The organism is Neobacillus nitrireducens, assembly GCF_030915405.1.
Lineage (GTDB): Bacteria > Bacillota > Bacilli > Bacillales > Cytobacillaceae > Neobacillus.
This window is the reverse complement of record NZ_CP133262.1, coordinates 3997946-4022232: the sequence shown is the minus strand read 5'-3', so window position 1 is coordinate 4022232 and position 24287 is coordinate 3997946. Positions and strand designations below refer to the sequence as shown.

General features: G+C 38.7%; 28 protein-coding genes and 1 other RNA gene. 3 read left to right on the top strand and 26 right to left on the bottom strand.

Translation table 11 applies throughout. The annotated features are described in order from the left end of the window. Window positions 1–89: 89 nt before the first annotated feature. From RCG22_RS19400 to RCG22_RS19320, 17 genes are all read right to left on the bottom strand, one after another. Window positions 90–1064, bottom strand: a complete 975-nt coding sequence (locus tag RCG22_RS19400) for a cation diffusion facilitator family transporter (protein ID WP_308104299.1) — start codon at window positions 1062–1064, stop codon at window positions 90–92. A gap of 112 nt (window positions 1065–1176) precedes the next feature. Continuing rightward, on the bottom strand, window positions 1177–1410 hold the full coding sequence (locus RCG22_RS19395) for a hypothetical protein (protein WP_308104298.1): 234 nt from the start codon (window positions 1408–1410) through the stop codon (window positions 1177–1179). Window positions 1411–1476: 66 nt separating this feature from the next. Next, a complete protein-coding gene (locus tag RCG22_RS19390; RefSeq protein ID WP_308104297.1) occupies window positions 1477–2478 on the bottom strand; it encodes an AI-2E family transporter in 1002 nt (333 codons plus the stop codon). A gap of 99 nt (window positions 2479–2577) precedes the next feature. Then, entirely contained in the window at window positions 2578–3597 is a 1020-nt protein-coding gene (locus RCG22_RS19385; RefSeq protein ID WP_308104296.1) for a polysaccharide deacetylase family protein, read from the bottom strand. Between the two features lie 181 nt (window positions 3598–3778). Continuing rightward, window positions 3779–5149: a glycosyltransferase family 2 protein gene (locus RCG22_RS19380; RefSeq protein ID WP_308104295.1), complete on the bottom strand. Its 1371-nt coding sequence runs from the start codon at window positions 5147–5149 to the stop codon at window positions 3779–3781. 150 nt (window positions 5150–5299) lie between these two features. Continuing rightward, window positions 5300–5638, bottom strand: coding sequence for a helix-turn-helix domain-containing protein (locus tag RCG22_RS19375; protein ID WP_308104294.1), 339 nt, complete (start codon window positions 5636–5638; stop codon window positions 5300–5302). A gap of 105 nt (window positions 5639–5743) precedes the next feature. After that, window positions 5744–6628: a type II secretion system F family protein gene (locus tag RCG22_RS19370; protein ID WP_308104293.1), complete on the bottom strand. Its 885-nt coding sequence runs from the start codon at window positions 6626–6628 to the stop codon at window positions 5744–5746. Between the two features lie 52 nt (window positions 6629–6680). Beyond that, a complete protein-coding gene (locus RCG22_RS19365) occupies window positions 6681–7643 on the bottom strand; it encodes a type II secretion system F family protein (RefSeq protein ID WP_308104292.1) in 963 nt (320 codons plus the stop codon). A gap of 2 nt (window positions 7644–7645) precedes the next feature. Then, window positions 7646–9025, bottom strand: coding sequence for a TadA family conjugal transfer-associated ATPase (locus tag RCG22_RS19360; RefSeq protein WP_308104291.1), 1380 nt, complete (start codon window positions 9023–9025; stop codon window positions 7646–7648). 13 nt (window positions 9026–9038) lie between these two features. Next, window positions 9039–10214: a CpaE/TadZ family protein gene (locus RCG22_RS19355; protein ID WP_308104290.1), complete on the bottom strand. Its 1176-nt coding sequence runs from the start codon at window positions 10212–10214 to the stop codon at window positions 9039–9041. After that, the gene (gene cpaB, locus RCG22_RS19350; RefSeq protein ID WP_308104289.1) at window positions 10211–10846 is read right to left on the bottom strand and encodes a Flp pilus assembly protein CpaB; all 636 of its coding nucleotides are present in this window, start codon (window positions 10844–10846) and stop codon (window positions 10211–10213) included. The genes RCG22_RS19355 and cpaB overlap by 4 nt, the downstream gene beginning before the upstream one ends. A gap of 28 nt (window positions 10847–10874) precedes the next feature. Beyond that, window positions 10875–11822, bottom strand: coding sequence for a pilus assembly protein TadG-related protein (locus RCG22_RS19345; RefSeq protein WP_308104288.1), 948 nt, complete (start codon window positions 11820–11822; stop codon window positions 10875–10877). Continuing rightward, window positions 11823–12221 (bottom strand): TadE family protein, encoded by a 399-nt coding sequence (locus tag RCG22_RS19340; protein WP_308104287.1) that lies wholly within the window; start codon window positions 12219–12221, stop codon window positions 11823–11825. After that, complete coding sequence (locus RCG22_RS19335) at window positions 12221–12730, bottom strand: A24 family peptidase (RefSeq protein WP_308104286.1); 510 nt, start codon at window positions 12728–12730, stop codon at window positions 12221–12223. The genes RCG22_RS19340 and RCG22_RS19335 overlap by 1 nt, the downstream gene beginning before the upstream one ends. A 95-nt stretch (window positions 12731–12825) precedes the next feature. Beyond that, a complete protein-coding gene (locus tag RCG22_RS19330) occupies window positions 12826–12987 on the bottom strand; it encodes a Flp family type IVb pilin (RefSeq protein ID WP_308104285.1) in 162 nt (53 codons plus the stop codon). A gap of 128 nt (window positions 12988–13115) precedes the next feature. Further along, complete coding sequence (locus tag RCG22_RS19325; protein WP_308104284.1) at window positions 13116–13277, bottom strand: Flp family type IVb pilin; 162 nt, start codon at window positions 13275–13277, stop codon at window positions 13116–13118. 127 nt (window positions 13278–13404) lie between these two features. Then, window positions 13405–13566 carry a Flp family type IVb pilin gene (locus tag RCG22_RS19320; protein WP_308104283.1) on the bottom strand — a complete coding sequence of 54 codons (162 nt, stop codon included), beginning with the start codon at window positions 13564–13566 and terminating at the stop codon, window positions 13405–13407. Between the two features lie 288 nt (window positions 13567–13854). On the opposite strand from RCG22_RS19320, the gene RCG22_RS19315 reads away from it, so the two are divergent. The 3 genes from RCG22_RS19315 to RCG22_RS19305 all read left to right on the top strand — a co-directional run bounded on the left by RCG22_RS19315 (window position 13855) and on the right by RCG22_RS19305 (window position 16544). Continuing rightward, on the top strand, window positions 13855–14181 hold the full coding sequence (locus RCG22_RS19315; protein WP_308104282.1) for a DUF192 domain-containing protein: 327 nt from the start codon (window positions 13855–13857) through the stop codon (window positions 14179–14181). A 327-nt stretch (window positions 14182–14508) separates the two neighbouring features. Beyond that, window positions 14509–15864: a M20 family metallopeptidase gene (locus tag RCG22_RS19310; protein WP_308104281.1), complete on the top strand. Its 1356-nt coding sequence runs from the start codon at window positions 14509–14511 to the stop codon at window positions 15862–15864. A gap of 212 nt (window positions 15865–16076) precedes the next feature. After that, on the top strand, window positions 16077–16544 hold the full coding sequence (locus RCG22_RS19305) for a hypothetical protein (protein WP_308104280.1): 468 nt from the start codon (window positions 16077–16079) through the stop codon (window positions 16542–16544). A 41-nt stretch (window positions 16545–16585) separates the two neighbouring features. Here RCG22_RS19305 and RCG22_RS19300 read toward each other — a convergent pair whose 3' ends face one another. From RCG22_RS19300 to secG, 9 genes are all read right to left on the bottom strand, one after another. Beyond that, window positions 16586–16966 (bottom strand): 2Fe-2S iron-sulfur cluster-binding protein, encoded by a 381-nt coding sequence (locus RCG22_RS19300; RefSeq protein ID WP_308104279.1) that lies wholly within the window; start codon window positions 16964–16966, stop codon window positions 16586–16588. 3 nt (window positions 16967–16969) lie between these two features. Further along, window positions 16970–17818: a family 1 encapsulin nanocompartment shell protein gene (locus RCG22_RS19295; RefSeq protein WP_308104278.1), complete on the bottom strand. Its 849-nt coding sequence runs from the start codon at window positions 17816–17818 to the stop codon at window positions 16970–16972. 34 nt (window positions 17819–17852) lie between these two features. Continuing rightward, the gene (locus RCG22_RS19290) at window positions 17853–18047 is read right to left on the bottom strand and encodes a hypothetical protein (RefSeq protein ID WP_308104277.1); all 195 of its coding nucleotides are present in this window, start codon (window positions 18045–18047) and stop codon (window positions 17853–17855) included. Between the two features lie 40 nt (window positions 18048–18087). Continuing rightward, window positions 18088–18660, bottom strand: a complete 573-nt coding sequence (locus RCG22_RS19285; protein ID WP_308104276.1) for an IMEF encapsulin system ferritin-like cargo protein — start codon at window positions 18658–18660, stop codon at window positions 18088–18090. A gap of 463 nt (window positions 18661–19123) precedes the next feature. Further along, window positions 19124–19460, bottom strand: a transfer-messenger RNA (tmRNA) gene (gene ssrA, locus RCG22_RS19280). Between the two features lie 183 nt (window positions 19461–19643). After that, window positions 19644–20111: an SsrA-binding protein SmpB gene (gene smpB / locus RCG22_RS19275; protein ID WP_066258732.1), complete on the bottom strand. Its 468-nt coding sequence runs from the start codon at window positions 20109–20111 to the stop codon at window positions 19644–19646. A 516-nt stretch (window positions 20112–20627) separates the two neighbouring features. Next, window positions 20628–23057, bottom strand: coding sequence for a ribonuclease R (gene rnr / locus RCG22_RS19270; protein ID WP_308104275.1), 2430 nt, complete (start codon window positions 23055–23057; stop codon window positions 20628–20630). A gap of 27 nt (window positions 23058–23084) precedes the next feature. After that, a complete protein-coding gene (locus RCG22_RS19265) occupies window positions 23085–23831 on the bottom strand; it encodes an alpha/beta hydrolase (RefSeq protein WP_308104274.1) in 747 nt (248 codons plus the stop codon). A gap of 181 nt (window positions 23832–24012) precedes the next feature. Further along, window positions 24013–24246: a preprotein translocase subunit SecG gene (gene secG / locus RCG22_RS19260; RefSeq protein ID WP_166253105.1), complete on the bottom strand. Its 234-nt coding sequence runs from the start codon at window positions 24244–24246 to the stop codon at window positions 24013–24015. Window positions 24247–24287: the final 41 nt, after the last annotated feature.

Sequence of the window (24287 nt, the reverse complement as noted above, 5' to 3'; positions counted from 1 at the left end):
CGCTTATAAGAATAGATTTCCACTTAAAAAGCGCTTTATTCATCCATCAAGAGAGAAGGCTTCCAAGTTGCTTCTATAAAAGGCATTCTCTAATCTACGTTTGACTCAGTGCGTGCCTTCCACGACATGACTTCGTCTTCTTCATCAAACTCAATCGTGACATCGACGACACCTTTTTCGGCCATAATTTTTTCGTGTAAACGGTCTTTAATATCATCCGCTGCAGCTACCGTTAATTTCGGGTCGACTTCGATTTCTAGTTCGACATGCAAGTCCTCCCCTTCCTTAATAACGGTGATCCCTTGAATATCCTTTACATCAGGATCTTCCATTACCATGACACCAATCTTATTTTCCATTTCTTCATCTGCTTGTCCAAGAACTCCAGCCGCATTGTCCAAAAATACCCTACCAACCACAAAGAACATCATGGCTCCAATAAGCATTGAGGCGAGCCCCTCGACTTGATGGAAGTCTGTAAAGCGAGAAATGACGACGGCAATTATCGCTAATAAGCCTCCTAAGGTTGCGACAAGATCCTCCATGAAAACCAGCTTTGTCGCCGGTTTTGCTCTCCCCAAATTGGCCATACTTTTCGTAAACACTTGAAGTCCGCTTGCTTCTATCTCAATATCATGTAAAATCTCTTTCATTGCTTTAAACAAGACAAAGGTTTCTAGAAGTGTCGCTACGGCTAACACAATAATATTAATTGCAAAACCACCAGACTCGGTTGGATGAATCACATGGTGGTATCCCTCTTTAATGGTTTCAAAAGCCATAATTCCGACAATCAGCACCGCACCCAAAAGCACCAAGTTAACTAATCGGCCAAACCCATTTGGATATTTTTCCGTCGGTGCCTTCTTACTTAAAGCGGAACCGACAAATACAAAAAACTGGTTAGCCGCATCGCCTAGACTGTGCATTGTTTCAGCAAACATCGCCACATTGCCTGTGTACATAAAAGCTACACCTTTAATAATCGAAATAATTGTATTAATGATAGCTGCCAGCATGGCCGATTTATTGCCACGTTTTAATAATTGAAATAATTCTCCCATCATATCCTCTTTTCTTTAAATAACTTTGCTTATTTTAATATTTTCAAAAAAAACCCTTTTCATTATAAAAAAGAAAAATAAATAAGGCCCCATTTATTAAGGGCCCCGATACTTATACGTTTTTCAGCACCAAATATAAGCGGTTGTTTCTAGTAGCTTGTTCCTCTTTTGTAGCTAAATCGTATTTTTTTAGCAAATGGAACACCTCGTTTAAAAGGTCCTGGGAATGCTCTTTTTCAAAGAATTGAATAAATAATGGCTTCAAATCCTCAGGCAAAAAAGCGGCAATCGATTCGTATTTACTCTTTACATCTTCATGGTTATGATCTAATTTGCATTCGCTCAAAATGTCATCCTCCTTACTGGTTTATACTTTTAGTATAAACAAAAAAGCCCACCAATGGGCTTTTTATTAACGCTTCTTACTTTCAGTTACTTCTAATACGTCCAAAAAGAAAACAAAGACAGGTATTCCGACGATCAAGCCCCATACACCAAAAAAGTGCTCGGAGAAAATCAAGACTATAAATGTATAGAAAACTGGAAGATTTGTTTTGGAACTCATTAAATTTGGATTGAGAATATACGCCTCAATTCCGTGAATTATCATAATGGCAATACCGACATAAAGGACTTTGATCAAACCGCCAATACTATAGGCGATGATTGCAAGTGGAATGATTGAAATAATGACACCTGCGACTGGAATGAGCCCCAAAATGAAAATCATGATCGATAACCCGCCAAGCTGTGGGAAATCCAATATCCATAGGGAAATGGTTGTCAAAATGCAATTCACAACAGCAATGATTAGCTGCGCTTCAATGACTTTACCAAACGTTCCTACAAATTTCCTTGCAAAAAATTCAAGTTCAGAGTAAATGGGTGCAACCTTGCTGGTTCTGAATTTCTTTGTAAACTCAATCAAACGCGGTTTTTCTAAAAGGAAGAACAAACTCATTAGCAGGGCTAATAAAATTTGCAGACCAATTTTACTGATATCCGTAAAGTATTTTAAGACAAAGGTAAAGCCTTGCTCTAAATAGCTTGAGATTTTTATTTCTTCCATTCGACTCATGACGTAATTCAGGACAATATTATCGTGCTTCGTTGTATAGAAAGCAGTTAATTGCTTGATTAGTGCAGTAATTTCGCCTGCAATCATTGGCAGGTACATGACCAAGCCATAAGAAAGCAGACCGACAATACTCGCATACGATATCACAACAATTAACTTTCTGTTAAGCGGTATTTTTCTTTCAATGAATTGCACTAAGCGATCCATTAAAAAAGCAAATATAAACGTAAGTAAGATTAAATTAATCATCGACTTCATTGCATAGATAGCAATAGCAATGACGACAAAGATTGATATTCTCTTGAAACTTGTGCTCTGCAAAATTTTATTCATCATAGTCCCTTATCGATCCCCATTATCTTCACTATAAATTCACATGAAAAAGTTTTTTATCCTAACGTTATTATATCAAATCGGCAGGTATTTTGTCGTATTTTAAAATTGAACAGGAGCTGTTGTCTTTTCAATTGGCTTCCCTTCATATCCTTGTTTCTTTAAATAATCCAGAAGCTTTGGCAAATGGGCAAGCGTTTCCTTCCGCTCATGTAAAAGAATAACAAGCGGTCCATTATGGTTTTTCCTTTGTTTAATTTGCGCGATGACACTATTGACATAGCGTTTATCCTTATAGTACCAATCCTTACTATCAATATTCCAGTCCCACATGATATACCCGTTTTGCTTTACAGCCTTTTTATACTCGGGAGTCATGTTTGGGGCACTGCCATAAGGTGTTCTCATGATAAAGGAATTGACACCAGACACTTTCAATAATGTGTTTCGATTTTGGGTTAATTCATTGAGCACTGTTTTTTTAGATTTATAAAATTTCTTTTGACTATGAGATACACTATGTAACCCAACCGTTTCTCCTGATTTGGTCATTAATTTAACTGATTCTGGATATCTGCGTATATTCCCGTCAATCATAAAGAATGTCGCTTTATATTGATATTTTTCAAGCAGTGCGATAATCTGATTGGAAAAAGCTGCTGGACCATCATCAAATGTTAAATAGACTATTTTCTTTCCACTTTTGTTAGGTTGTGTATTTGTTTGTTTAATCGGAGTTACATTGGATTCCTTTGTCGATGGTTGAGAAGTAGTTTTATCTTTTGTGGTGGGGTGTGCCGCAGCTATATTTGTAGTAGTATGGTTTGGCACCTTACTTGACTCTCGTTCTTGCTTATTTCTCCAAATCACGGCTTCCTCTTGTTGCTTTCTCATCATTTCTTTTTCCAATTTTAAATCATTTGTATTTCGAACAATCATTTCTGCTGATACACTTTTCTTCATTGGCAGATTAGTAGCTTCATTTTTTGGGTGATTATTAGTATCATTGCCAGCAGCCATCGCTTGAAAATAATTACTAACAAAGATCCCCGCAAACAAAAGAGTAACCCCAATGATGGCAATTAACGTCCCCTTCGACCAATTGCTTTTAAAATTCCCCATTGATCAATCCCTCTTTGATGTTTTTTATATTTCTTTCTCCATTATAGACGAAATTTTTACCCAAGTGTTACCAAACTATTAATTTAATACTTTAGAATTATAAAGACGATCCCTTGCTACTCAGCTCCAAATAAAATTAACTCCAAATAAAAAAGTCGTTCATAATAACGAACGACAAATTCTACATAAATTCCCCTTCTTGTTCAATATGATACTTCCTCCCTGTTCTAGCCACTTTGTTCCACCCTTCTTTGTTAACGAAGTATTGGACTGTCCCGCTAAGTGTACAGAATAGGGTAAACACGCGGAAAGCTATAAGGTCAAAAAGGTTAACCATTAGGATATTCAGAAAATCCCTTTTACCGAAACTATTCCGATAATAGTAAGAAATAATAACCCCTATAAGGTTATATAAGAAGTTTGTTACTACATACAAAGTTAAGAAGAAAAAAAGATAATGGACATTTTCGGAAAAAAAGATTAACAAGATAAAGCTTATCACAGTAATAAACGAACAAATCACGCCAACAAAAAGTGCATCAATCATGAAGAAAAAAGACAACGGACTTTTTAATAAAGTCGACATAAAATCTTTTAAATAAAGAACAGTACAATCAATAAATGCCTTTTGCCATCTAATCCGCTGATTATATAGTCCTTTCCACGTCTCCGGAACCTCCGTATAACAGACTGCTTCCGGAATATACGCAACCTTTAATCCAACACGTTGATTTTTATAGTGTTGAACTTTCAGGGTTATGTCAATATCCTCGCCGATGGTCTTTCGATAACCCCCAACTTTTATTAATACATCCTTTTTAAAAACCCCAAAGGCTCCCGAGATAATCGATAGCGCGTTAGCCTTGGCTAATGAGGCTTTATAAATGTAAAACCCTCGTAAGTATTCAGCAATTTGAAATTTAACGATTGATTTAACATTTAGTGTAGGAATTAAAGAGCCATGCTTAAATCTTCTTCCTTGTAAAACATGGACTGTTCCACCAGCAGCGATTAAGTTAGGATCAACAAAAGCACAGTTTATAATCGAAAGTGCCTTCTCATCTAAAATACTATCGGCATCCAAGGTAATAATTAATTCATTGGAGGAATAAGAAATTCCAGCATTAAGTGCATCTGCTTTACCCCCATTGAATTTATCAATTACGATAACATTAGGATTTCGTTTTGACCGATAAACTCCCTTTACTGGAGAAAACTCAAGATTACAATTTGGGCCTCTTTTTTGAATTTCTAAATCCAGCAGTTGCTCCATTATCTCAAATGTATGATCATTTGAACCATCGTTAATTAGGATATACTCGTAATTTTTATAATTAAGTCGGTCAATACCTAGAATAGTTGTCTTAATAATTGACTCTTCGTTATAGCATGGTACCAAAATACTTATTGGCTTTTCAGATAATACCCTTTTCACTTTTTGATAATAAGGTTTTTTGATGATAATTAGAAGCGCGTGAATCATATGATAAACAGGAAAGATTAAGCAGATAATAAAAATTATAAACATCCATACGTTCGAAATATTCTCCATTTACTCTCCTACTTTACGATAAATTTTTTTCACTTTCTGCTTAACACCACTATATTCAGAACTTACCGTTCAATATATAGAACGCAGACTCAAAAATAAAAGTCGAACAATTACTTATGTGCCCAACCACAACATATTTTAGGATATTTGTTATTCTCTGATTAGTGAACTTATTAATTCCTTTATTTGCTTTATTTTCTGCGGGTTTAATTGATTGTCATATAATTCAATTTCAAACTTTAGAGTACTCTTTACTGTAGACCTTTCATTTTGGAAAACCGCTGATTCCTTCTTCATATCTTTTACTAAATATTCCACATCTACATCAAATGTTTTCGCGAGTTTCCCTAATATTTCCAAACTAGGATTCCTTTGAATATCACGTTCAATTAAACTCAAATAAGATTTTGAAATTCCTGTAAGTTCACTGAGTTTTGTTAAAGAAATTCCTTTGGTGGTCCTCAGCATTTTTAGTTTAGTGCCATCCATAGTAACTCTCTCCTCTGTTCAGAACAATTGCATTATGATTTCTATTCAACTCCAAACATCCCACCATTCGTAAATGACAATCTATAATTTTCTCAAGAACTACAATTAACCGCCTAAACCCTTTGTAACAAAATAAATGACCAATGGGCCTAAAATAACAATAAAGAGTGAAGGGAAAATGAAAAACACCATTGGAAATAACATCTTTACTGGAGCCTTCATAGCTTGTTCTCTAGCAGCCTCACGGCGTTGCTCCCGAACCCTGACTGTCAGATTGCCCAACACTTTAGCCATACCAATTCCCAGCTGATCCGCCTGTATTAACGAGGTAATAACACTTTGAAATGAATCAGAAGGAACTCGTTTCCTAAGATCATAGAATGCTTCTCTTCTCGATTTACCTAACTTCATATCTTCTAATGTTTGAAAGAACTCTTCAGAGAGTGGCCCTTTTATTTTTTTGGATACCTCCGCAAGAGCTAAGTCGAGCCCCATACCGGCCTCCAGCAAGAGGTTTACCGTATCAAAAAAATCAGGCATAGATTTATTAATTTCCTTAATTCTAGCTGTTTTTTTCTTACCTAAATAGAAAATAGGGAGTCTAAACCCTAAAATTGCCATCGTGATCGCCATCATCCAGGTGGACATTTTATTATCAGCAGTGGGTAAAATAAACAGAATAAAGGGTACACTTGCTGCTATACTAAGAACCATTTGAAATAACCTAAAGTCAATGGCCGATTTAAAAGGGTATCCGGCATTTCTGAGTAACATATCCAATTTTTTTCGATCTGTTTTAGAAACCTTTTTATTTAATAAAACGGTTCCTTTATTCCAATAAATACCTAGTTTTTGTTTTAATCTGCTTTCGTTACTTTTCTTAGCAGGATCAATCTTTCTTTTCTTAACCTGGGTATCAAAGTATCTGCCCACACGTTTATTATAAGCAATTTCTCTTTTGAAAATTGTTAATAGGATTCCTGCCAACATAAAAGTAAGGAAAGCAGTTATTAAAACTATAAGAACGAAACCCTGCACATTCCTACACCTCTATTCGAATAATTTTTTGAATAAACAACCAGCCAATAAAGTTTGATATGACGCATACCGAGAGCATTGCCCATCCTAATGGATGTTCAAGCATAGGGCCAAAATATTCTCTGTTCATCATAGCTAAATATAATCCAAGCCCCACCGGTAACAAGGTGATAATCCATGATGACATTTTCCCTTGCGCAGTTAATGTTTTTAGCTCTTCAAGAATCCGCACTCTTCCTCTAATTGTTTCTTCCATTGTTTCAAGTAGATCAGCAAGATTCCCCCCGCTTTTTCGCTGTGCTAGGATTGCCCGAACGACTACTTCGAGTTCTTTATTTGGCAAACGTTCGACTAATTCCTCAAATACCTCCTCCAACGGAATCCCCAATCCAGATTGTCTAACAACCCGATCGAATTCTGGCCCCAGTGGATCTGGCACTTCTTTGCCAACAAGCTGCATCGCCTGCATGAAACTAAATCCTGCCCGCATGGAATTGGCCATCATCCCCAAAACATCAATTAATTGCTGAGAGGATAATTGCAGTCGTTTTTTCCTTTTTTGTTTCATCACATATTTTGGAAGAATAAATCCAATGACTATCGCGACAGGGCTTAGAAACAATGGTAGTCCAAGGAATGCGACCATCATAATCACCCCGGCGGCTGTTAATAATCTGAAAGCAAAAAACTCTTCTGGCTTTAATTTACTTCCAGCCTCTAGTAAGATTTTTTCTGTTTTTTCACTGAATTGGACATTTTTAAAAATCAAACTAATCAATAGAAAAAAACGTATAAAAAGGGATGGTCTTTTTTGTTTTTTGACCTCGGCTACCACCACAATCGGGGCAGGCAAAAATTCAGTGATTCGATGATCCATTCTCCTTTTATTTATGTACCTTCTAAGGAATAGAAACATAAAGACACTTGAAGCCAAAAATATGAGCATGATCTCTATTACTGTTTTCATGTCTACCACTCCCCAACGAACCAAGAAGCAGGTAAGGCATGTCCATTCATTTCAAGCTTCTCTGTAAATTTTGGACGTATTCCCGTGCTAGTAAACTTTCCTTCAATCCGTCCATCATTCGTACGACCGGTCTCATTAAATAAATAAATATCTTGAAGAACGATGGTATCCCCTTCCATACCTAATACTTCTGTTATATAAGTTATTTTTCTTGTGCCATCCTTCAGCCTTGTTTGCTGGACAATAACATCGATTGCATTTGCAATCTGCTCACGAATTGCCTTTACTGGAAGCTCGAATCCTGCCATTAATACCATTGTTTCCAAACGGGATAGAATATCACGTGGTGAGTTGGCATGTCCTGTGCTTAAACTGCCGTCATGCCCCGTGTTCATGGCCTGAAGCATATCCAGCGCTTCTGCACCACGAACCTCTCCGACCACAATTCGATCTGGCCGCATACGGAGTGAATTACGTACTAAATCACGAATCGAAATTTGACCCTTACCTTCTATATTAGGTGGACGGGATTCTAATGAAACAACATGTTCCTGATTTAGCTTAAGCTCGGCTGCATCTTCAATGGTGACAATTCGTTCATTGTTCGGAATAAAGGACGATAACACATTTAAGGTTGAAGTTTTACCTGACCCTGTCCCACCGCTAATAAAGATATTAAGCTTTGATTTAACACAGATATCCAGGAATTCCGCCATATCTACACTTAAAGTTCCGAATCTGATTAAGTCGTTAATTGTAAAAGGAGTATCGGAGAATTTACGAATCGTTAAACTTGGTCCCTTTAACGCAAGTGGGGGAATAATTGCATTCACACGAGATCCATCTGGTAATCGCGCATCCACCATCGGTGAACTTTCATCCACACGACGCCCTATCGGTGAAACAATCCTTTCAATCACCCGCATGACGTGCTGATTATCAACAAAATTAATTGTGCTCCTTAAAATCTTTCCATTCTTCTCATAATAAATTTCATCATAGCTATTCACCATGACCTCACTAATCATCGGATTCTCTAGAAGCGGAGTAATTGGTCCGTACGCCAGCAATTCATTTTCAACATAATTCAAAATTTCTTGCTTTTCTTCAAATGTTAACCTTCCGCCTGATTGGTCAAAGAAGACTTGTCCCCATTCCTCGATTTTTTGTTTTTCTTCTTCTTTATTCTGTCCAGGATGTCTCTTCAACTCCTCTAATAGGTAGTCGTGAAGTTCTGCTTCAAGTTTCCAGAAATCCTGTGACCTGGTTTGGGAAGTAACCTCGAGAACATCTTTATCAAGGCTACCAATGCTGGTTACATTACTTTTACTATCACTCGTATTTGTAATTAATCCTTCTTTAAACCGTTCAAATAGTGACATTTACTTTCTCTCCTCACTTTCCTACTAGAAACCAGCGCTTCTCCTTTTTAATTTTTGGCGCCTCATTCATTTGTTCTAATAGCTTCTCTGCAAGTTTCCATACTTCTTTCCCTAAGTGGCTTCGTGAATTGGATAATATAAAGGGTTGACCTGATTTTATCGAAGCTGTAGCCACTTTTACTTGATCTGGTAAGGTGTGATAAGGAGAAAATCCGAAGATCCCTTCTATCTTCTTTATATCAAGCCCTTGCCCATTGACGTGACGATTTAAGATTAATTTTACTTTATCCTTTTGCTTTATCGATTCTAGCGTTTCAAGGTAAAGCTGGCTCAACCTTAAAACGGATATTTCATTGAATGCTAGCAGTAAAATATCATCTGCAGAATCAAGGCATTGTAAATGGATTTCTGATAAATTTACCGGCATATCAATTAAGACAATATCGAATAACTTCTTTACCTCGTTAATCGCCTCTTTCATGTGCTCTTCTGTGATTCCTTCGAAAAACTCTGGCCGATTTGGAGCCGCAAGTACGGATACATCCCCATCAACGGTACTCATGTATTGGGTGATGGAGTAATTCACTTTGCCATACCCCTCTTTAACCCATTCATAAATTGTTCTTTTTGGCCTCTGGTTAAAGTACATGGCAACCTCACCAAATTGGAGATTCCCGTCAATAACCGCAACTTTTTTCCCCATTCTAGCGAATGCGACTGCTAGATTAACGGTTACCAGCGTTCTTCCCACACCACCCTTTGGATTAGCAACGGCAATTACTCTACTTTTTTCTTTTAAAAAAAATAGATTATCCTTTTTTGCCCTATGACTCATATATTTCTTAGCGTGAACAATTGCTTCCCCCAATTCTTCGTGAGTAAAAGAAGAACGAAGAGTATCCGATGCCCCCATAAGCATTGACTTTCTTAAATTTTCCATATTATCAGGAACAATTAAGATAATATAAACATATGGATAAAGAACAGAAATTTCCTGACAAAGTTCAAATACGTTAAAGAGTGTATGTGCTTTAATGAACAGTACGGACTGATTATTCTCGACAAGCAGGCTATGCATTTTGTCCATTTGATTCGTACAAGTTAACTGAAATTGCTGCTTTTCTAAAAGTGTTTTTATATCTCCGGGAGGAGCATTTGTATCAGAAAAGAAAATCCAATTTATACTCATTTCGAATTATTACCCTCCTCTTTGTCATCCTTAATTACTTCTCTGGAATGTTTTAGTCCTGCTTTGCCAGTTCCAGTGTCCTCCGTATTTCTAAGCATCAAATAGAATCCATCCTTATCTTTGCTTGCTAATCCAAGCATGACCCCTTCATCAGGAGTAACTTCCAATGTAACGGTTTCATAATGAAGTGCCTCTTCCGGGTTGTCAGATGATTTCCCTGATGTTAGGACTTTTACATTTTCTAGAATCAGAACAGCTGATTTATATTCCTTTTTTGATTTTTCATTTTTGGTTGTTTCATAAGCAATGACATCTACTCTTGAATTTTGTGCAATATAGCCTGAAACGCCACCCTCGAGATTCACCTTTAGTGAGATTGCCCGCTTCCCTTTGCTGACCTCCACTAATGGATTGCTAACTTTCCTATCAAGCTTTTTCTTCTCTTCTTCAGCCTTTTTCTTTTCTTCCGCTTGCTTTTCAGCTTGAGGGTCTATTTTCTGTTCTTGTTTTTGGGTAACTTTTCCTTCCGAAGCAGTTGAAACCTTTTCTTTTTGGAATATTGTTACATAAGCAAAAGCAGCCACAGTCATTCCTAATAATAATGAGATGATCCAAATTTTTTTGGTGTTCATTTTGTCCTCCTACAACAAATGAAGATTATCATTCAGAAAGCTTTACACCGAACAGGTTATAATCACCAATTCCTGTTCCTGTACCAATTTCTCCCGGTGCAACCATTTTAATAAATTTGCCATATAGCTTTTTGTCTTCGTATCTATCTATCCAATAGGATGCAAAACCAACAATATTTAATTCACTCTTTCCGGTTATCGGTTTTCCCTCCACATCCACCCAATTGTCAACTACTACTGTAGTAATTACCCTTGCGCATGAATTATCTGCAGTATCAGGACTTTGACAATGAGGTTTAGATGCATCTTTTGCAATGATTCCATCCACTCCATCAATGGCTTGTTCAACCTGGCCGACACTGCCCCCTGGGTCAGTAAAAACTGTATTCCTTACATCGTAGGTTGCTCCGTTCAAAATAGCATCACGGAGATTCCCGTCAGAAAATTTAAGATACCCACAATTTCCTTGAAGATCACCTGGATTTGTCGATCCACAATTTAATACTGTTCTATTAGGAATATCGCTTTTCAGAATAACAAATGGGGCAATCCCACTTGCTTTTGTTATAGGGCCAACAACCGCCTTTGCTGATGCATTTATAAATGCTTCATCTGTACCAACTGCTTTAGCAAAAGTCATGGAGACCGGGATATTTTTGGCTTCGCCTTCTATGGATTGACCCGGTACTACCGTTAAATCAAAAACTAAACTATTATCATAACCATATTTTTCATAGAAGATATCATTTGCTATCTCTTCAGCGGAACTAGAACTATTAGTAGTCCGGAGTCCCTGGGCCCCAGCAAGTACTGCTGAATCAACCGCTTTTTGTAGCTTACTTTTCTCTGAATAAATTCTTCCCCCATCTATAGCTAAAGCTGTGAAGCCAAGTAGAGCAACCATCGAAAAGGCCACTATTACTAAAACTGCACCACTTTCTTCACGCAAGGTTAATAATTCTAATATCCTCTTCATCTATTCCACCCTCATTGTTGTGGTATTCTTAATGGGGCGATTTTCTCCCCAGATCTGTCCAATTATAGGGGTTAAAAACGTTACATTATAGCTTATTTTGAGTACAAATTCCTGACCAGAGGTACGTGTTCCGCCTGGGGTTACATCACCAACTGTTAAAGGGCTGATATTTAGTGGTCCTGTATTCTTATTAAAACTACTAACTGCGTAGTTTTGTATATCGATATCTGTTTTGATTTTTCCAACACTTACAGCACGCGCCGTTTCACGGCCTGCATTATCTAATGTTAAATAGACAAAAAAAACTCTTCCAAAATCTATGATTCCAAGCAGTAGAATAACAAGCGCTGTAAGTGATAGTGCAAATTCTACTAGTGCCTGACCTTTTTCCGACTTCATTAAAACCCACCCCATACAAGACAACTTAATGTCCCTAGAACGATGGCGACTCCATAAGGGAATGATATACTACTATTCTTTTCTCCATTTGGTAAAATCATAGATCCAAGATTACTACTTAAAAAAACTACGTTAAAGAATAATGATTTAATAGAGGTTTTCAGACCTTGTGTTTTGATGATTAATAGCAGTGCGATAACTCCACCTATTAATGCGGTATAAATAAACGAATAAAACACAAAGCTGGTTCCCATTAGAGCTCCAATCGCTGCCATTAGCTTTACATCACCTGCACCCATGCCACCTAATAGATAAGGGATGATGAGTAAGCCGAGGCCAATTAGGAAACCTTTGCCGCTGAAAAGGACTCCTTCAACACCTATATTAAAAATGTTATAGAGTAATCCAAAGACGATTGTTGGTAAGGTTATGATATTTAGTATCTTTCGTGATTTGATGTCAGTAAACAGGCAAATTACAAGAACAATTACTAATATGATCTTTTCCATGATTCCGATCCTCCTTATTCTATAAATATGCCCTGCTTCTCGAGTTTGAAAAGCAGGGAGGGTGAGGTCTCAAATTCTAATATTAACTTCCATTTTTACTCTTTAAGCTTAATACCACTTAATAGAGTTGAAATACTTCCTTTTAAAGTAGTGAGTGCAAGAATACATCCTACAGCAACCAACCCGATTATTAGTCCGTACTCTACTAAACCTTGCCCTTCTTCTTGTACTACTAAATTCCTTATTCCTTTCAACATGGTGTTTCCCCCTTGACATGGTTTGTTTTGATATTATTCATCCTTTGAAGATTTATTGTACTGATTACCAGTTCTTAATTTCACAAAAAACCTCTTATACCACCATTCCACGACGTATGTTCTATATTCTATTCAGTAAACTTAATACCACTTAATAGAGTTGAAATACTTCCTTTTAAAGTAGTGAGTGCAAGAATACATCCTACAGCAACCAACCCGATTATTAGTCCGTACTCTACTAAACCTTGCCCTTCTTCTTGTACTACTAAATTCCTTATTCCTTTCAACATGGTGTTTCCCCCTTGATATGGTTTTTTTTGATATTATTCATCCTTTGAAGATTTGTTGTACTGGTTTCAGTTCTTAATTTTCACAAGAAACCTTTTATATAACATTCTAGGACGTTTGTTCTACATTCTATTCAGTAAACTTAATACCACTTAATAGAGTTGAAATACTTCCTTTTAAAGTAGTGAGTGCAAGGATACATCCTACAGCAACCAACCCGATTATTAATCCGTACTCAACTAAACCTTGTCCCTCTTCTTGTACTACTAGATCTTTCATCTTTTTCAACATGTTCTTTTCCTCCTAAAATTTTGTTGTTTCTTGAGTTTTGTTCATCCCATCGAACACTAACCTTCATGCAAGTTGTTCTATATTTCTTAGCATCCACCGTCATTTGTTCTGTATAATGAACATCCCATGAAACAATAATAGTATGATTATCCCAGGATGTAAATAGTTTTTTAGTAAATTCGTTCTAAATAAAAAACGACATTTTTCTACATCGTTTTATATTGAGAACTAAATTAAAATGTTGTATATTCAATATATAGAACGAATTTATGGAAGGAGATAAAAATAATGGAGCAATTAATGAGGACAATTCCCTATTCTATTAACTTAGCAGATTCTTTTTTTAAGAGGTTAAAAGGACTTATGTTTCGGAAGGATCAATTGGTTGACGAGGGATTATGGATTATTCCGTGCAATTCGATACATATGTGCTTTATGAATTTTGAAATTGATGCTGTTTTTCTAAATAAAGAGGGTCGAATTGTTAAAATGATTGAAGCACTTCGACCATGGGGGTTTGTAAAACCAGTCAAGAATGCCTACTCAGTAATAGAACTTCCAGCCGGTACAGTAGCACAATTAGGTTTACAAAAGGGAGAAATAATTAAGTTGTAAATAGTAAACTTTCACTTAAACAGGGCTGAACTCAAATTCAAACTTTGGGCTCAGTCCTTTTTATGTTGTCTTTGTTAAATATGGTTCACTGATTTGAACGCTTAGAGGGAATTAAATTCGTTTTTGTTAGTGAAGGTAGAAATAATGTAGCAAAGATCTTGGACTTTGGGGGAGCGCGTTCTTGGCGTCTTATCACTCTACTTGAAATTTGGATTCATCAATAGAAAAGCAAAATTCGCTGATTGAGTGAATTTTTCCGTTGATATACAATAAATTGATGATTACTTCATTAGGAGTCGTCTTAAAAAGCTGTAATGGAGGAATAGTATGGACCATATCTCTGAACTTTTACTACCGGAACTTCAAAAAATAGAAACAGATTTTCATCAAGTATTAATGGAGCTCATCGAAATTCCAAGTGTCATCAATGAACAGGATGGCGATTATCCTTTTGGAAAACAGATTGATTTGGCACTTAAAAAGACACTTTCGATAGGTGAGCAGCTGGGTTTTAGGACATTTTGTGATCCGAAGGGCTATTACGGCTATGCCGAAATTGGCAACGGTAAGGAAATGATTGGCGTCCTTGGCCATCTGGACGTCGTTCCTGCTGGAAAACTGGATGAATGGGTGACACCCCCCTTCCAAGCCATCATCAAAGAAGGAAAAATGTACGGCCGGGGAACACAGGATGACAAAGGACCCACACTTGCTGCCCTCTTTGCTGTAAAAGCGTTAATGAATCTCGGTGTTCCATTTACCAAGAGAATTCGATTAATTTTTGGCACGGATGAAGAAACATTATGGCGCTGTATGAATCGCTACTGCGAACTCGAGGAAATCCCAAACATGGGTTTTAGCCCAGACTCCGTCTTCCCGCTCGTATATGCCGAAAAAGGCCTGCTCCAACTGCATTTAGAAGGTAAGAACGAAACAGGTTTACGGTTGATATCAGGTAATGCTTTCAATGCGGTGCCTGACACCGCACGTTATTCCGGTGAAAAGCAAACCGAGTTAATCGCTGCATTAAGAGCGTTGGATTTTGCTTATGAAACAGATGAAGACGGGATTGTCGTCCTTGGCAAAGCGGTCCATGCCCAGGTGACGGAAAAAGGAATCAATGCGATAAACCGTTTATTGATTGCACTCAAAAAAATAGGTTACACATCCAAAACCATCGAATTCGTCTACGATTTAATCAAGGAAGATCCGTTTGCGGTGAAAATTTTCGGTGAATGTGAAGATGAAGCTTCTGGTAAATTGAAATTCAATGTAGGAAAAATCGAATGTAACGATGAGGTCGAGAGGTTATCGATCGATATTCGCATCCCTGTGACAGCAGATAAACAAGAAATTGTGGACAGACTCTCGCAATTGGCCTTGGAATACGGATTGGCCTACAAAGAAATCGATTACTTAAAATCCATCTATATTCCAAAGGATCATTTTTTAATCAAAACCTTAATGAATGTGTACCAGGAGGTTACCAATGATCTGGTTTCAGAACCGATTTCTTCAGGCGGTGCCACCTATGCAAGAGCGATGGATAATTTTGTTGCGTTCGGTGCTGTTTTTCCACATCAAACGAAAACCGAGCATCAGCCAAATGAACACATTGACTTAGCAGAAATGTTTAAAGCGATGCAGATCTATGCAGAAGCCATCTATAAATTAACCCGGTAGATATACCCGTTTTGTAATGGAGATATTGATTGGAAAGAATCATGATACTCACGGCGTAAACAATATTTTTTAAATATTGTGGTATCTCAGCATTTACTTGGCAATGAAATTGTTCAAACAACCTCCATATTTTGGTGCCTGACACCCATTGACAATGATTCTCATTATCTTTAAGATAACATTATAGAGATTACTTTGGAGGGGGATACAACATGTTTAACATGCTATATGGGTTGAAGGATATTCACACGGTTATTTCGAATCAACGTAAGATCGGCGGTGCGGTTGAGGCTGATTCGATTCGGTTATCATCAGGTGAAACGTATCTAAACCCTGTGTTTACCAATGTTGATATCTCCAAAGGTCATTATGTATCGGTTGGCTTCATCGACCAAGATGGCGCAAACGTGATTGCCCATGTTGATCAAATTGCTGTCATTAAAGGATTACAACACAAATTAATTTGCCAGCTCAATAATACGTATATTAAGCAATACCTACTTCACGATACATTGAAATATTTACAAAAGCTTTGTGAAGTAAATGCAGGTTTTGTAACAAGCTCTTTTAAAAAAGAGGCACTGAAGCTTGTTCGTGATATCAGTGTAAAAGAATTGAAGAACCACAATATCTCGCTTCCATTCCCAGTTGAAGATAAATTAGTTCAATTATTTGCTTAGTAAAAACGCGGTCCGCCTTATGGTGGACCGCGTTTTGTATTTTATAGAATGACAGCTTGGCAGGCCAATCGATAGCCATTGTTTAATTCATTCCCAAGCTTAATTTTCTCTTGTTCATTTGGTTTTGATAGTTCGGGACCTTGCAGGACCTGTACGGTACATTGTCCGCAGGTTCCTTTTCGGCATTTATAGTTGATGGGCTTCCCTTGGTTTAATGCAGCATCAAGCAACTTTCCTTTAGCTGGTGTGATTTCAAATGGATCCGACCCCTGAACCACAATTATATTTTCGAAGTGATTTTTGATTTCACCCGATTGCTGTTTTGGTTCTTCTTTTTCAAAAAGAGTTCTTGTGGGAGAGTTCTGTACCGGTGCAATTTTTCCAGGAATGAGTGAGCCTACCGTAAAAACTCGATTATTCACCCATTAATCCTCGATTGCCTCTAGAGTGCAAATAGCCCCAGGCCGCTTGATTCGTAATACCGCTGTTTCATAAACGCGGAACGGGTGATTCATCCCTTCCACGCCCAAGTAGGCTGTATCAAAATCCTCTGACACGGCAAGATCCAAGTTGTTTCGTCCTGTATTAAGAATCACTCCCGTCTTCCCTTTTAAAACGGGGGATTGGAATACTCCATCAGTCACTAGCTCACGAATATGTTCAATTTCCAGAACATTGGTATCCTTATGAACACGATGAATGAGTGAATAGAGTTCGGGTGATAAGATAAGCGCAAACGGTCCGTGATGATTCATTTCAAGCAGTTTGCTTCTCGCTTCGACAATATCCTGAAAAGCCGTCCCTGATTCATACCATTCTCCAATTAGGTGGGTCAGGCGGCCTTGAACATTCATTAAACCAGGGATATCAAATTCTCTTGCGCCGTGAAAAATCATTTGATCCTCCAGATTAGCGACGTCGCGGGCGGCATTAGCAGCTGGGGAAAAATCTATCGGAATATCAAGTGTCTTCGCCTGTTCGATATCACGCCAATAGAGGATAAAATCCTTATAGAGTAATGGAATCGTGTGATTTACACGTTTACTGGATTCAACAGTGGTATCAAAGGAACCCTGGAAATCCATTTTGGCTTCCATATTTTCTAAGAAGATATCATTTGAGATACTTTGCATGCCTCGTCCAAGTGGTCCATACAGTTCGATAAAACGTCTGCCTACTAACTGTCTGCGGGCCGATTCGACGACTGTTTGATCTAATTGGAGAAATTCTTGTTCATTTAACGGTGAATCTGGATATAAGTGCAATTTGTTCATTTTTTGATCCTCTCTTCTTTTCGTATATATTTTTCTATTTGGTTCTTATGATGGGGATTTGTTTGGATAAGGGAGGACGGGATTCCGCTTGCTTGTATCTAGGCGGGATTCCACCAAGTTTTGTTTTTATTCCGCCGTTTGGAGCGGGGATTCCGCCAAGTTTCCCAGTTATTCCGCCAAACTGAAGATGGATTCCGCCAACTTCACTACTTATTCCGCCAAACAACAAAAACAGCTAAATTAAGACTGTTCACTCATGTAAAAACTACCTAAATTAAGCTCCCAACCGTAAAACCCTTTTTATATTTAGCTGCAGATACAACTGGAACAGCACCTGAAGTGGTACCTGACCGGTCTAAATGGTCATGATCGTGATCATGATGGGCATGCGGGTCTACATAGTCATTATCAAATCGTTGATTAATCTCCAACAACATAGCTTTCACCTGCTGGTAATCCGAGTAAGAAACTTCTCGCAACTGGTTCAGCATCGTGCTACGTTCCTCATCGGTAAAGCGAAACAGGGCTAAATCAAGATGTTCGACAAAATTATGTAAGCCAAACTTTTCAAGGTTTAATTCCTGCAATAGTCGATTAAACTCATTATTAGTGGGAGCGAAATCCTTCTCGTCTTTTTCGCTTTCAAACTTACTGATCAGTGGAATCAGCTCGACTAATCGAGAGAGCCGCTGCTCCTCTTCTTCAAAAATATGATGATAATAAAGACGTTCATGGTCATCTGTGGCATTTTGAATAACAGGATCGAGCATATTCATAAATTTTTCAATAGCATCTTTGGTCGTCGTAAAAATATGATAAAAAATCTTTAATTCTTCTTTCATTAAATGCACCCCCGGATTTCAACTACTTGTCATTATTGACGCGTGGATACGTTTTTAAAACTGTTTATTAAAATAAAAAAAGACTAGCCTCAGCTAATCTAGTTTAGAATTATTATATTTCGAGCTATAAAGAAAGACCAGCATCTCTGCTGGTCTTTCTTTCCACTATGTAGTGGAGACGGTGGGACGTGCTCTTCCATGCTTTCGTCATGGCACTGACTATATCTTGAACCTGCCATCAAACAGGTCCTCCGGCGTCTTATGCGAATCATAAATTTACCTCTTCAAGGTATGATTTCACATCCTAGTACTACCACTTAAACATGGCAGCCTATAAGTCGATACACGGCTGTTGGATTACTCCACATACCGCTCGGCATTGCCCTATCACATTGAAGTGACTTAGGTTTCACCGATAAAGCCGAATTTTCACTTATGTGTTACCACATAAGGCGACTAATACTAATCGAACCCACGTCCAAAGATATCGCCACTTAAGCTTCTACGAGTGTAGTCGATATATTGGTGTTTCGCTGAAGCCATATGCCTATCGACCGGCGTCCGGTCAGCTAGCCTGGTTGTTCTCTTCCTTCGTCCTCAGGCGGTGGACTCCGGCGTAGCCTACTAAGAGTGAGTCCGCTACCCTACCACATAGGCGATGGAGGGGCGAACAGCTATGCAGTTATTAAGCTGCGAAAGCTAGGTTGTTGTTAGTTTTGCCAGTTATGGCTTTGACGTTTTAACGAGGCCGATCCCCTCGACTCGCGACCTAAGCTCAAACTACCCCTGTCGAATCCGTAGCGTCCCCATTATAAAAGGAGCTGCAACCCCTGTTAAGGATTAAAGCTGTAGACGTTAGGAAGCTCAACAACGTTCTTTGAGCAAAAGTATCACATCGCTAACTTAGCGACAAACTTATTATAACACACTGTAAGGATTTTTCAATTGTAAGTATCTGTAAAACAATTTCCAATTCACTCTGGTTACATCTTCTGACGGTCACGGAAGGCCCGTTCAATCTCACGCTTTGCTTCTTTTTGCTTTAAAGATTCTCGCTTATCGTAATTCTTCTTACCTTTCGCAAGTCCGATTAACACTTTGCAAAAGCCATTTTTCAAATAAAGCTTTAATGGAACAAGTGCATAACCTGCCTCTTTTGTTTCACCGATTAGTTTATTAATTTCGCGCTTATGGAGTAATAGCTTTCGTGTTCGTAATGGGTCATGATTAAAAATGTTTCCTTGTTCATACGGACTGACATGCATCCCGAAAAGTATGGCTTCCCCATTTTGAATCCGTGCATAAGCATCCTTAAGATTCACTTTTCCCCCACGAATTGACTTAATTTCGGTCCCCTGCAGAACAATTCCAGCTTCGTAGGTTTCTTCAATAAAATAATCATGGTAAGCCTTTTTGTTTTGTGCACAAACTTTTCCTTCACCTTTTGGCATCTTTTTCACCTCATCTTAAAATTTATTTTAGCAGAATATAATAGCTACTACAATTGAAAGAGAGCCCTAACTCATTAAAGGTTTCCGTTTCCTGTCGCAATACGTCAGCTTATTGCAAAGGAAAATGCAAACCAAAATGTAATCATTTTTGCACTATAAAATGTAGGGCAATTTGTAAGGTGAGTAGATTTGAGAATTCATAGGCGGAGAATTTCCGCCTAATGTATATAGAGGAAGCTTGTGAAGCGGATATAAGCGGAGTTATTCCGATTAGCTACTCTTAATAAGACAAAATCTAAAGATTTGGATCATATAAGCTGAATAACTACCCTTATTTTTAAGGAAATATGGGTATTTCCCAATTTAGCCGGAATTTCTCCGTTTATCGAAATCCCTTTATATCTACAAAAATATACCTCCAAATTGCCATACAATTTGAAGGTCATTTTGCATTACAGTATTAATGTTTGTAATAGTTAACGGAACCCATAACTAGATCATGGGCTCCCGTTAGGATTATTTATTTTTCCGCTTCGTACTTTTGTTTTTAGGCACATTATCATAAAATTTACGTTTCTTCTTTACTTTATTTCCTTGACCGCTGCCGCCTTCAGACTTAGCATTGGAACCTCCGCCTTGGCCTTGACCACGACTATTGCCGCCACCTTGACCACGACCTCCACTGCTGCCTTGACCTTGGCCGCGACCACCACTGCCGCCCTGCTGCTTATTCCTCCGCGGCTTCTTGGTATCACTGCCCGTACTGAAGACCCTTGGCGTTTCTGACCGTTCGCGACGAGGAGTACCCTTCATGCCTACAATTTCAAAATCAATCGCACGCTCATCCTTATTGACTTTTACAACACGAATGGTAATCTCGTCGCCAATTCGGAACACATTCCCTGTCCGCTCGCCAATCATCGCCAGTTGGCGCTCATCATAGCGATAATAATCATCGGTCATATAGCTGACATGGACAAGTCCTTCAATGGTATTTGGCAGCTCCACAAACATACCGAAATTCGTTACAGAGCTGATAATGCCGTCGTACTCAACACCAATCTTGTCTTCCATAAATTCAGCTTTCTTCAAATCATCCGTTTCCCGCTCAGCATCCACAGAGCGGCGCTCCATTTTTGAAGAATGATCAGCAATCTCAGGTAAGCGCACATTCCATTTTTCCTGGGTGGTTGAATCAAGCTTTCCTTCGATTAAGTATGTCCGGATTAAGCGATGCACAATGGTATCCGGATAACGGCGAATCGGTGAGGTGAAGTGGGTATAGAACTCGGTTGATAAACCAAAATGTCCGAGACTTTCCGGATCATATTTGGCCTGCTGCATTGAGCGAAGCATCACCTTCGAGACCACCATTTCCTCAGGTTTACCTTGCACTTCTTCAATAATCTCTTGGAGTGCCTTCGGATGAACATCATTTGCAGTCCCTTTTACGATGTAGCCAAAGTTGGTGATAAACTCGAAAAATCTGCGCAGTTTATCTTCCTTTGGATCCTCGTGGATACGGTAAATAAAGGGAACCTCCATCCAATGGAAATGCTCTGCCACTGTTTCATTTGCGGCCAACATAAACTCTTCAATTAGCTTTTCTGCTACCGAGCGCTCCCGAAGAACCACATCAGTGGGCTTTCCTTCCTCATCGACCAGAATCTTAGATTCTTTAAAATCAAAGTCAATCGCGCCCCGCTTCATCCGTTTGTTCCGTAAGATAGCGGCTAACTCCTCCATCATTTCAAACATTGGCACGAGCGGTTCGTAACGCGTGCGTGTTGCTTCATCATGTTCAGCCAGAATCAGATTCACATCTGAATAGGTCATCCGCTCGGTTGTTTTAATTACAGATTGAAAAATCTCATGCGAAACAACTGCGCCCTCCGAGTTAATTTCCATTTCGCAAGATAACACCAGACGGTCTACTTTCGGATTTAAGGAACAAATTCCATTCGATAAACGGTGTGGAATCATCGGGATCACCCGGTCGACTAAATACACACTCGTCGCCCGTTCCTCTGCTTCGAGGTCAATCGGTGTGCCTTCTTTTACATAATAGCTAACATCAGCAATATGGACGCCCAGCTTATAGTTGCCATTCGCAAGCTTGGTCACCGTTACTGCATCATCTAGGTCTTTCGCGTCGGCACCGTCAATCGTGACGATCGTTTCATTCCTAAGGTCACGGCGGTTGGCTAATTCACTTTCATCAATGGTGTCAGGCACCTCGTTTGCTTGTTTTAACACCTCGTCAGGAAAGGCCATCGGTAAACCGTGTTTATGTATGACGGAAAGAATGTCCACGCCTGGGTCGTTTTTGTGCCCGAGAATTGTAATGACTTCGCCCTCAGCACTTTTGCGGCCTTCTGGATAGGTTACTAGCTTCACAACCACTTTATGTCCCTCGACTGCTCCTTTAGACGCTGCCTTTGGAATGAAAATATCACTCGCAAATTTTTTATCATCTGGAATGACAAAGCCAAAGCTTTTGCTTTCCACATACGTTCCAACAATTTGCTGGACACCACGTTCTATAATACGGATAATGCTGCCTTCCCTGCGTTGCCCCGCGCTTTCAGAAGAAACACGCGCTAAAACGATATCCCCATGCATCGCCGTATTGGTTTCATTAGGCGGAATAAAGATATCATCCATTCCTGGCTCATCCGGTGCGACAAAGGCAAATCCTTTTGCATGACCGATAAGCTTACCGCGAATTAAGTTCATTTTCTCCGGCAGTCCATAACGGTTACTGCGCGTTCTGACAACTAACCCTTTCTCCTCCATTTGGACGAGTGCTTTCACAAACTCTTTAAAATCGCTTGAATCTTGGATGCCAAAGGCTGTCTCAAGTTCCTGTACGGTTAATGGCTTGTAAGCCTCATCCTTCATATATTGTAGTACCCTATCAATATGCATTTGTATATTATCTTCCAAATCTAATCCTCCTTTATAGGTGCTTTGTTAATCGTGCCAGTCGAGTTTTTCTAAAAATGCATAGACATCCTCATGCAATTGTTCCCGTTCTTTATCGAGCGTGATCACATGACCAGACTCCTCATACCATTTTAATTCCTTGTCAACTGATTCGATTTCGTTGTATATAATGTTCGCACTTTCTGTGTTTATCATGTTGTCATGACGTGCCTGAACGACAAACGTAGGCGCATAGATCATATCCACATTTTCACGCACATCGGCGATTAATGCCTGTAGTGCTCTTAATGTTTTCATCGGTGTTTTCTTAAACTCATTCATTTCCATTTCGATTTGCTCGTCTGTTTTTCCTTCACGTTTTTTAAATTCCCGAGCATATTCGAGAATTCCTTCATACATGACCCCTTCACTTTTTATATGCATCGGTGCGCACATTGATACAATCGCTTTTATAGGTACAGTGTATCCCAATTTCAAAGAAAATACGCCGCCAAGTGACAATCCCGCCACTGCAATTTCTGCGTGGCCTTTATTTTTTAAAAAATCATAGCCCTTTAAGACATCCTGCCACCAATCTTCAGGACCTGTATGAACAAGCTCTTCCGGTGGAACGCCATGCCCTTTGTAATGCGGAGCATGACAGGTGTAGCCTTTTTTTTCTAAAAAACGCCCTAACATGCGAACATCAGCTGAATTTCCAGTAAAGCCATGTAAGAGGAGAACCGCTCGTTTTCCTCCTTTAAAGGTAAATGGCTTCGGTGTAGCAACTTTCATGATAAAAACTCCCTTAATTTCAAGTCATTAGTTTAGTTTTAGCAAAGCAAGCATGAACATGCCAGAAAAACGCTTATAGAACCGGGAATTATTTTACCGCAAGCGCCTGGAACGGAAATCCACAGCCTTGCTAACTTAAAAAACAAAAAACCTGGCGCTCAGGCCAGGTTGAGTGTACATATTAGATTTTAAAGTAAGTTACTGCAATAGCAAGCAGAATAAATAATACGGATAATACAACCGTAATACGATGCAGAATCAAGTCAAGTCCTCGAGCTTTTTGCTTACCAAATAATGATTCAGCACCACCTGAAATGGCACCGGATAATCCAGCGCTTTTACCTGATTGAAGTATAACAACACCAATAAGTCCGATACTTACGATTACTAATAAGATTACAACTAATGTATGCATAAAGGCCACCTCCTGTTAGACGTACAATTCACAGTAAATTA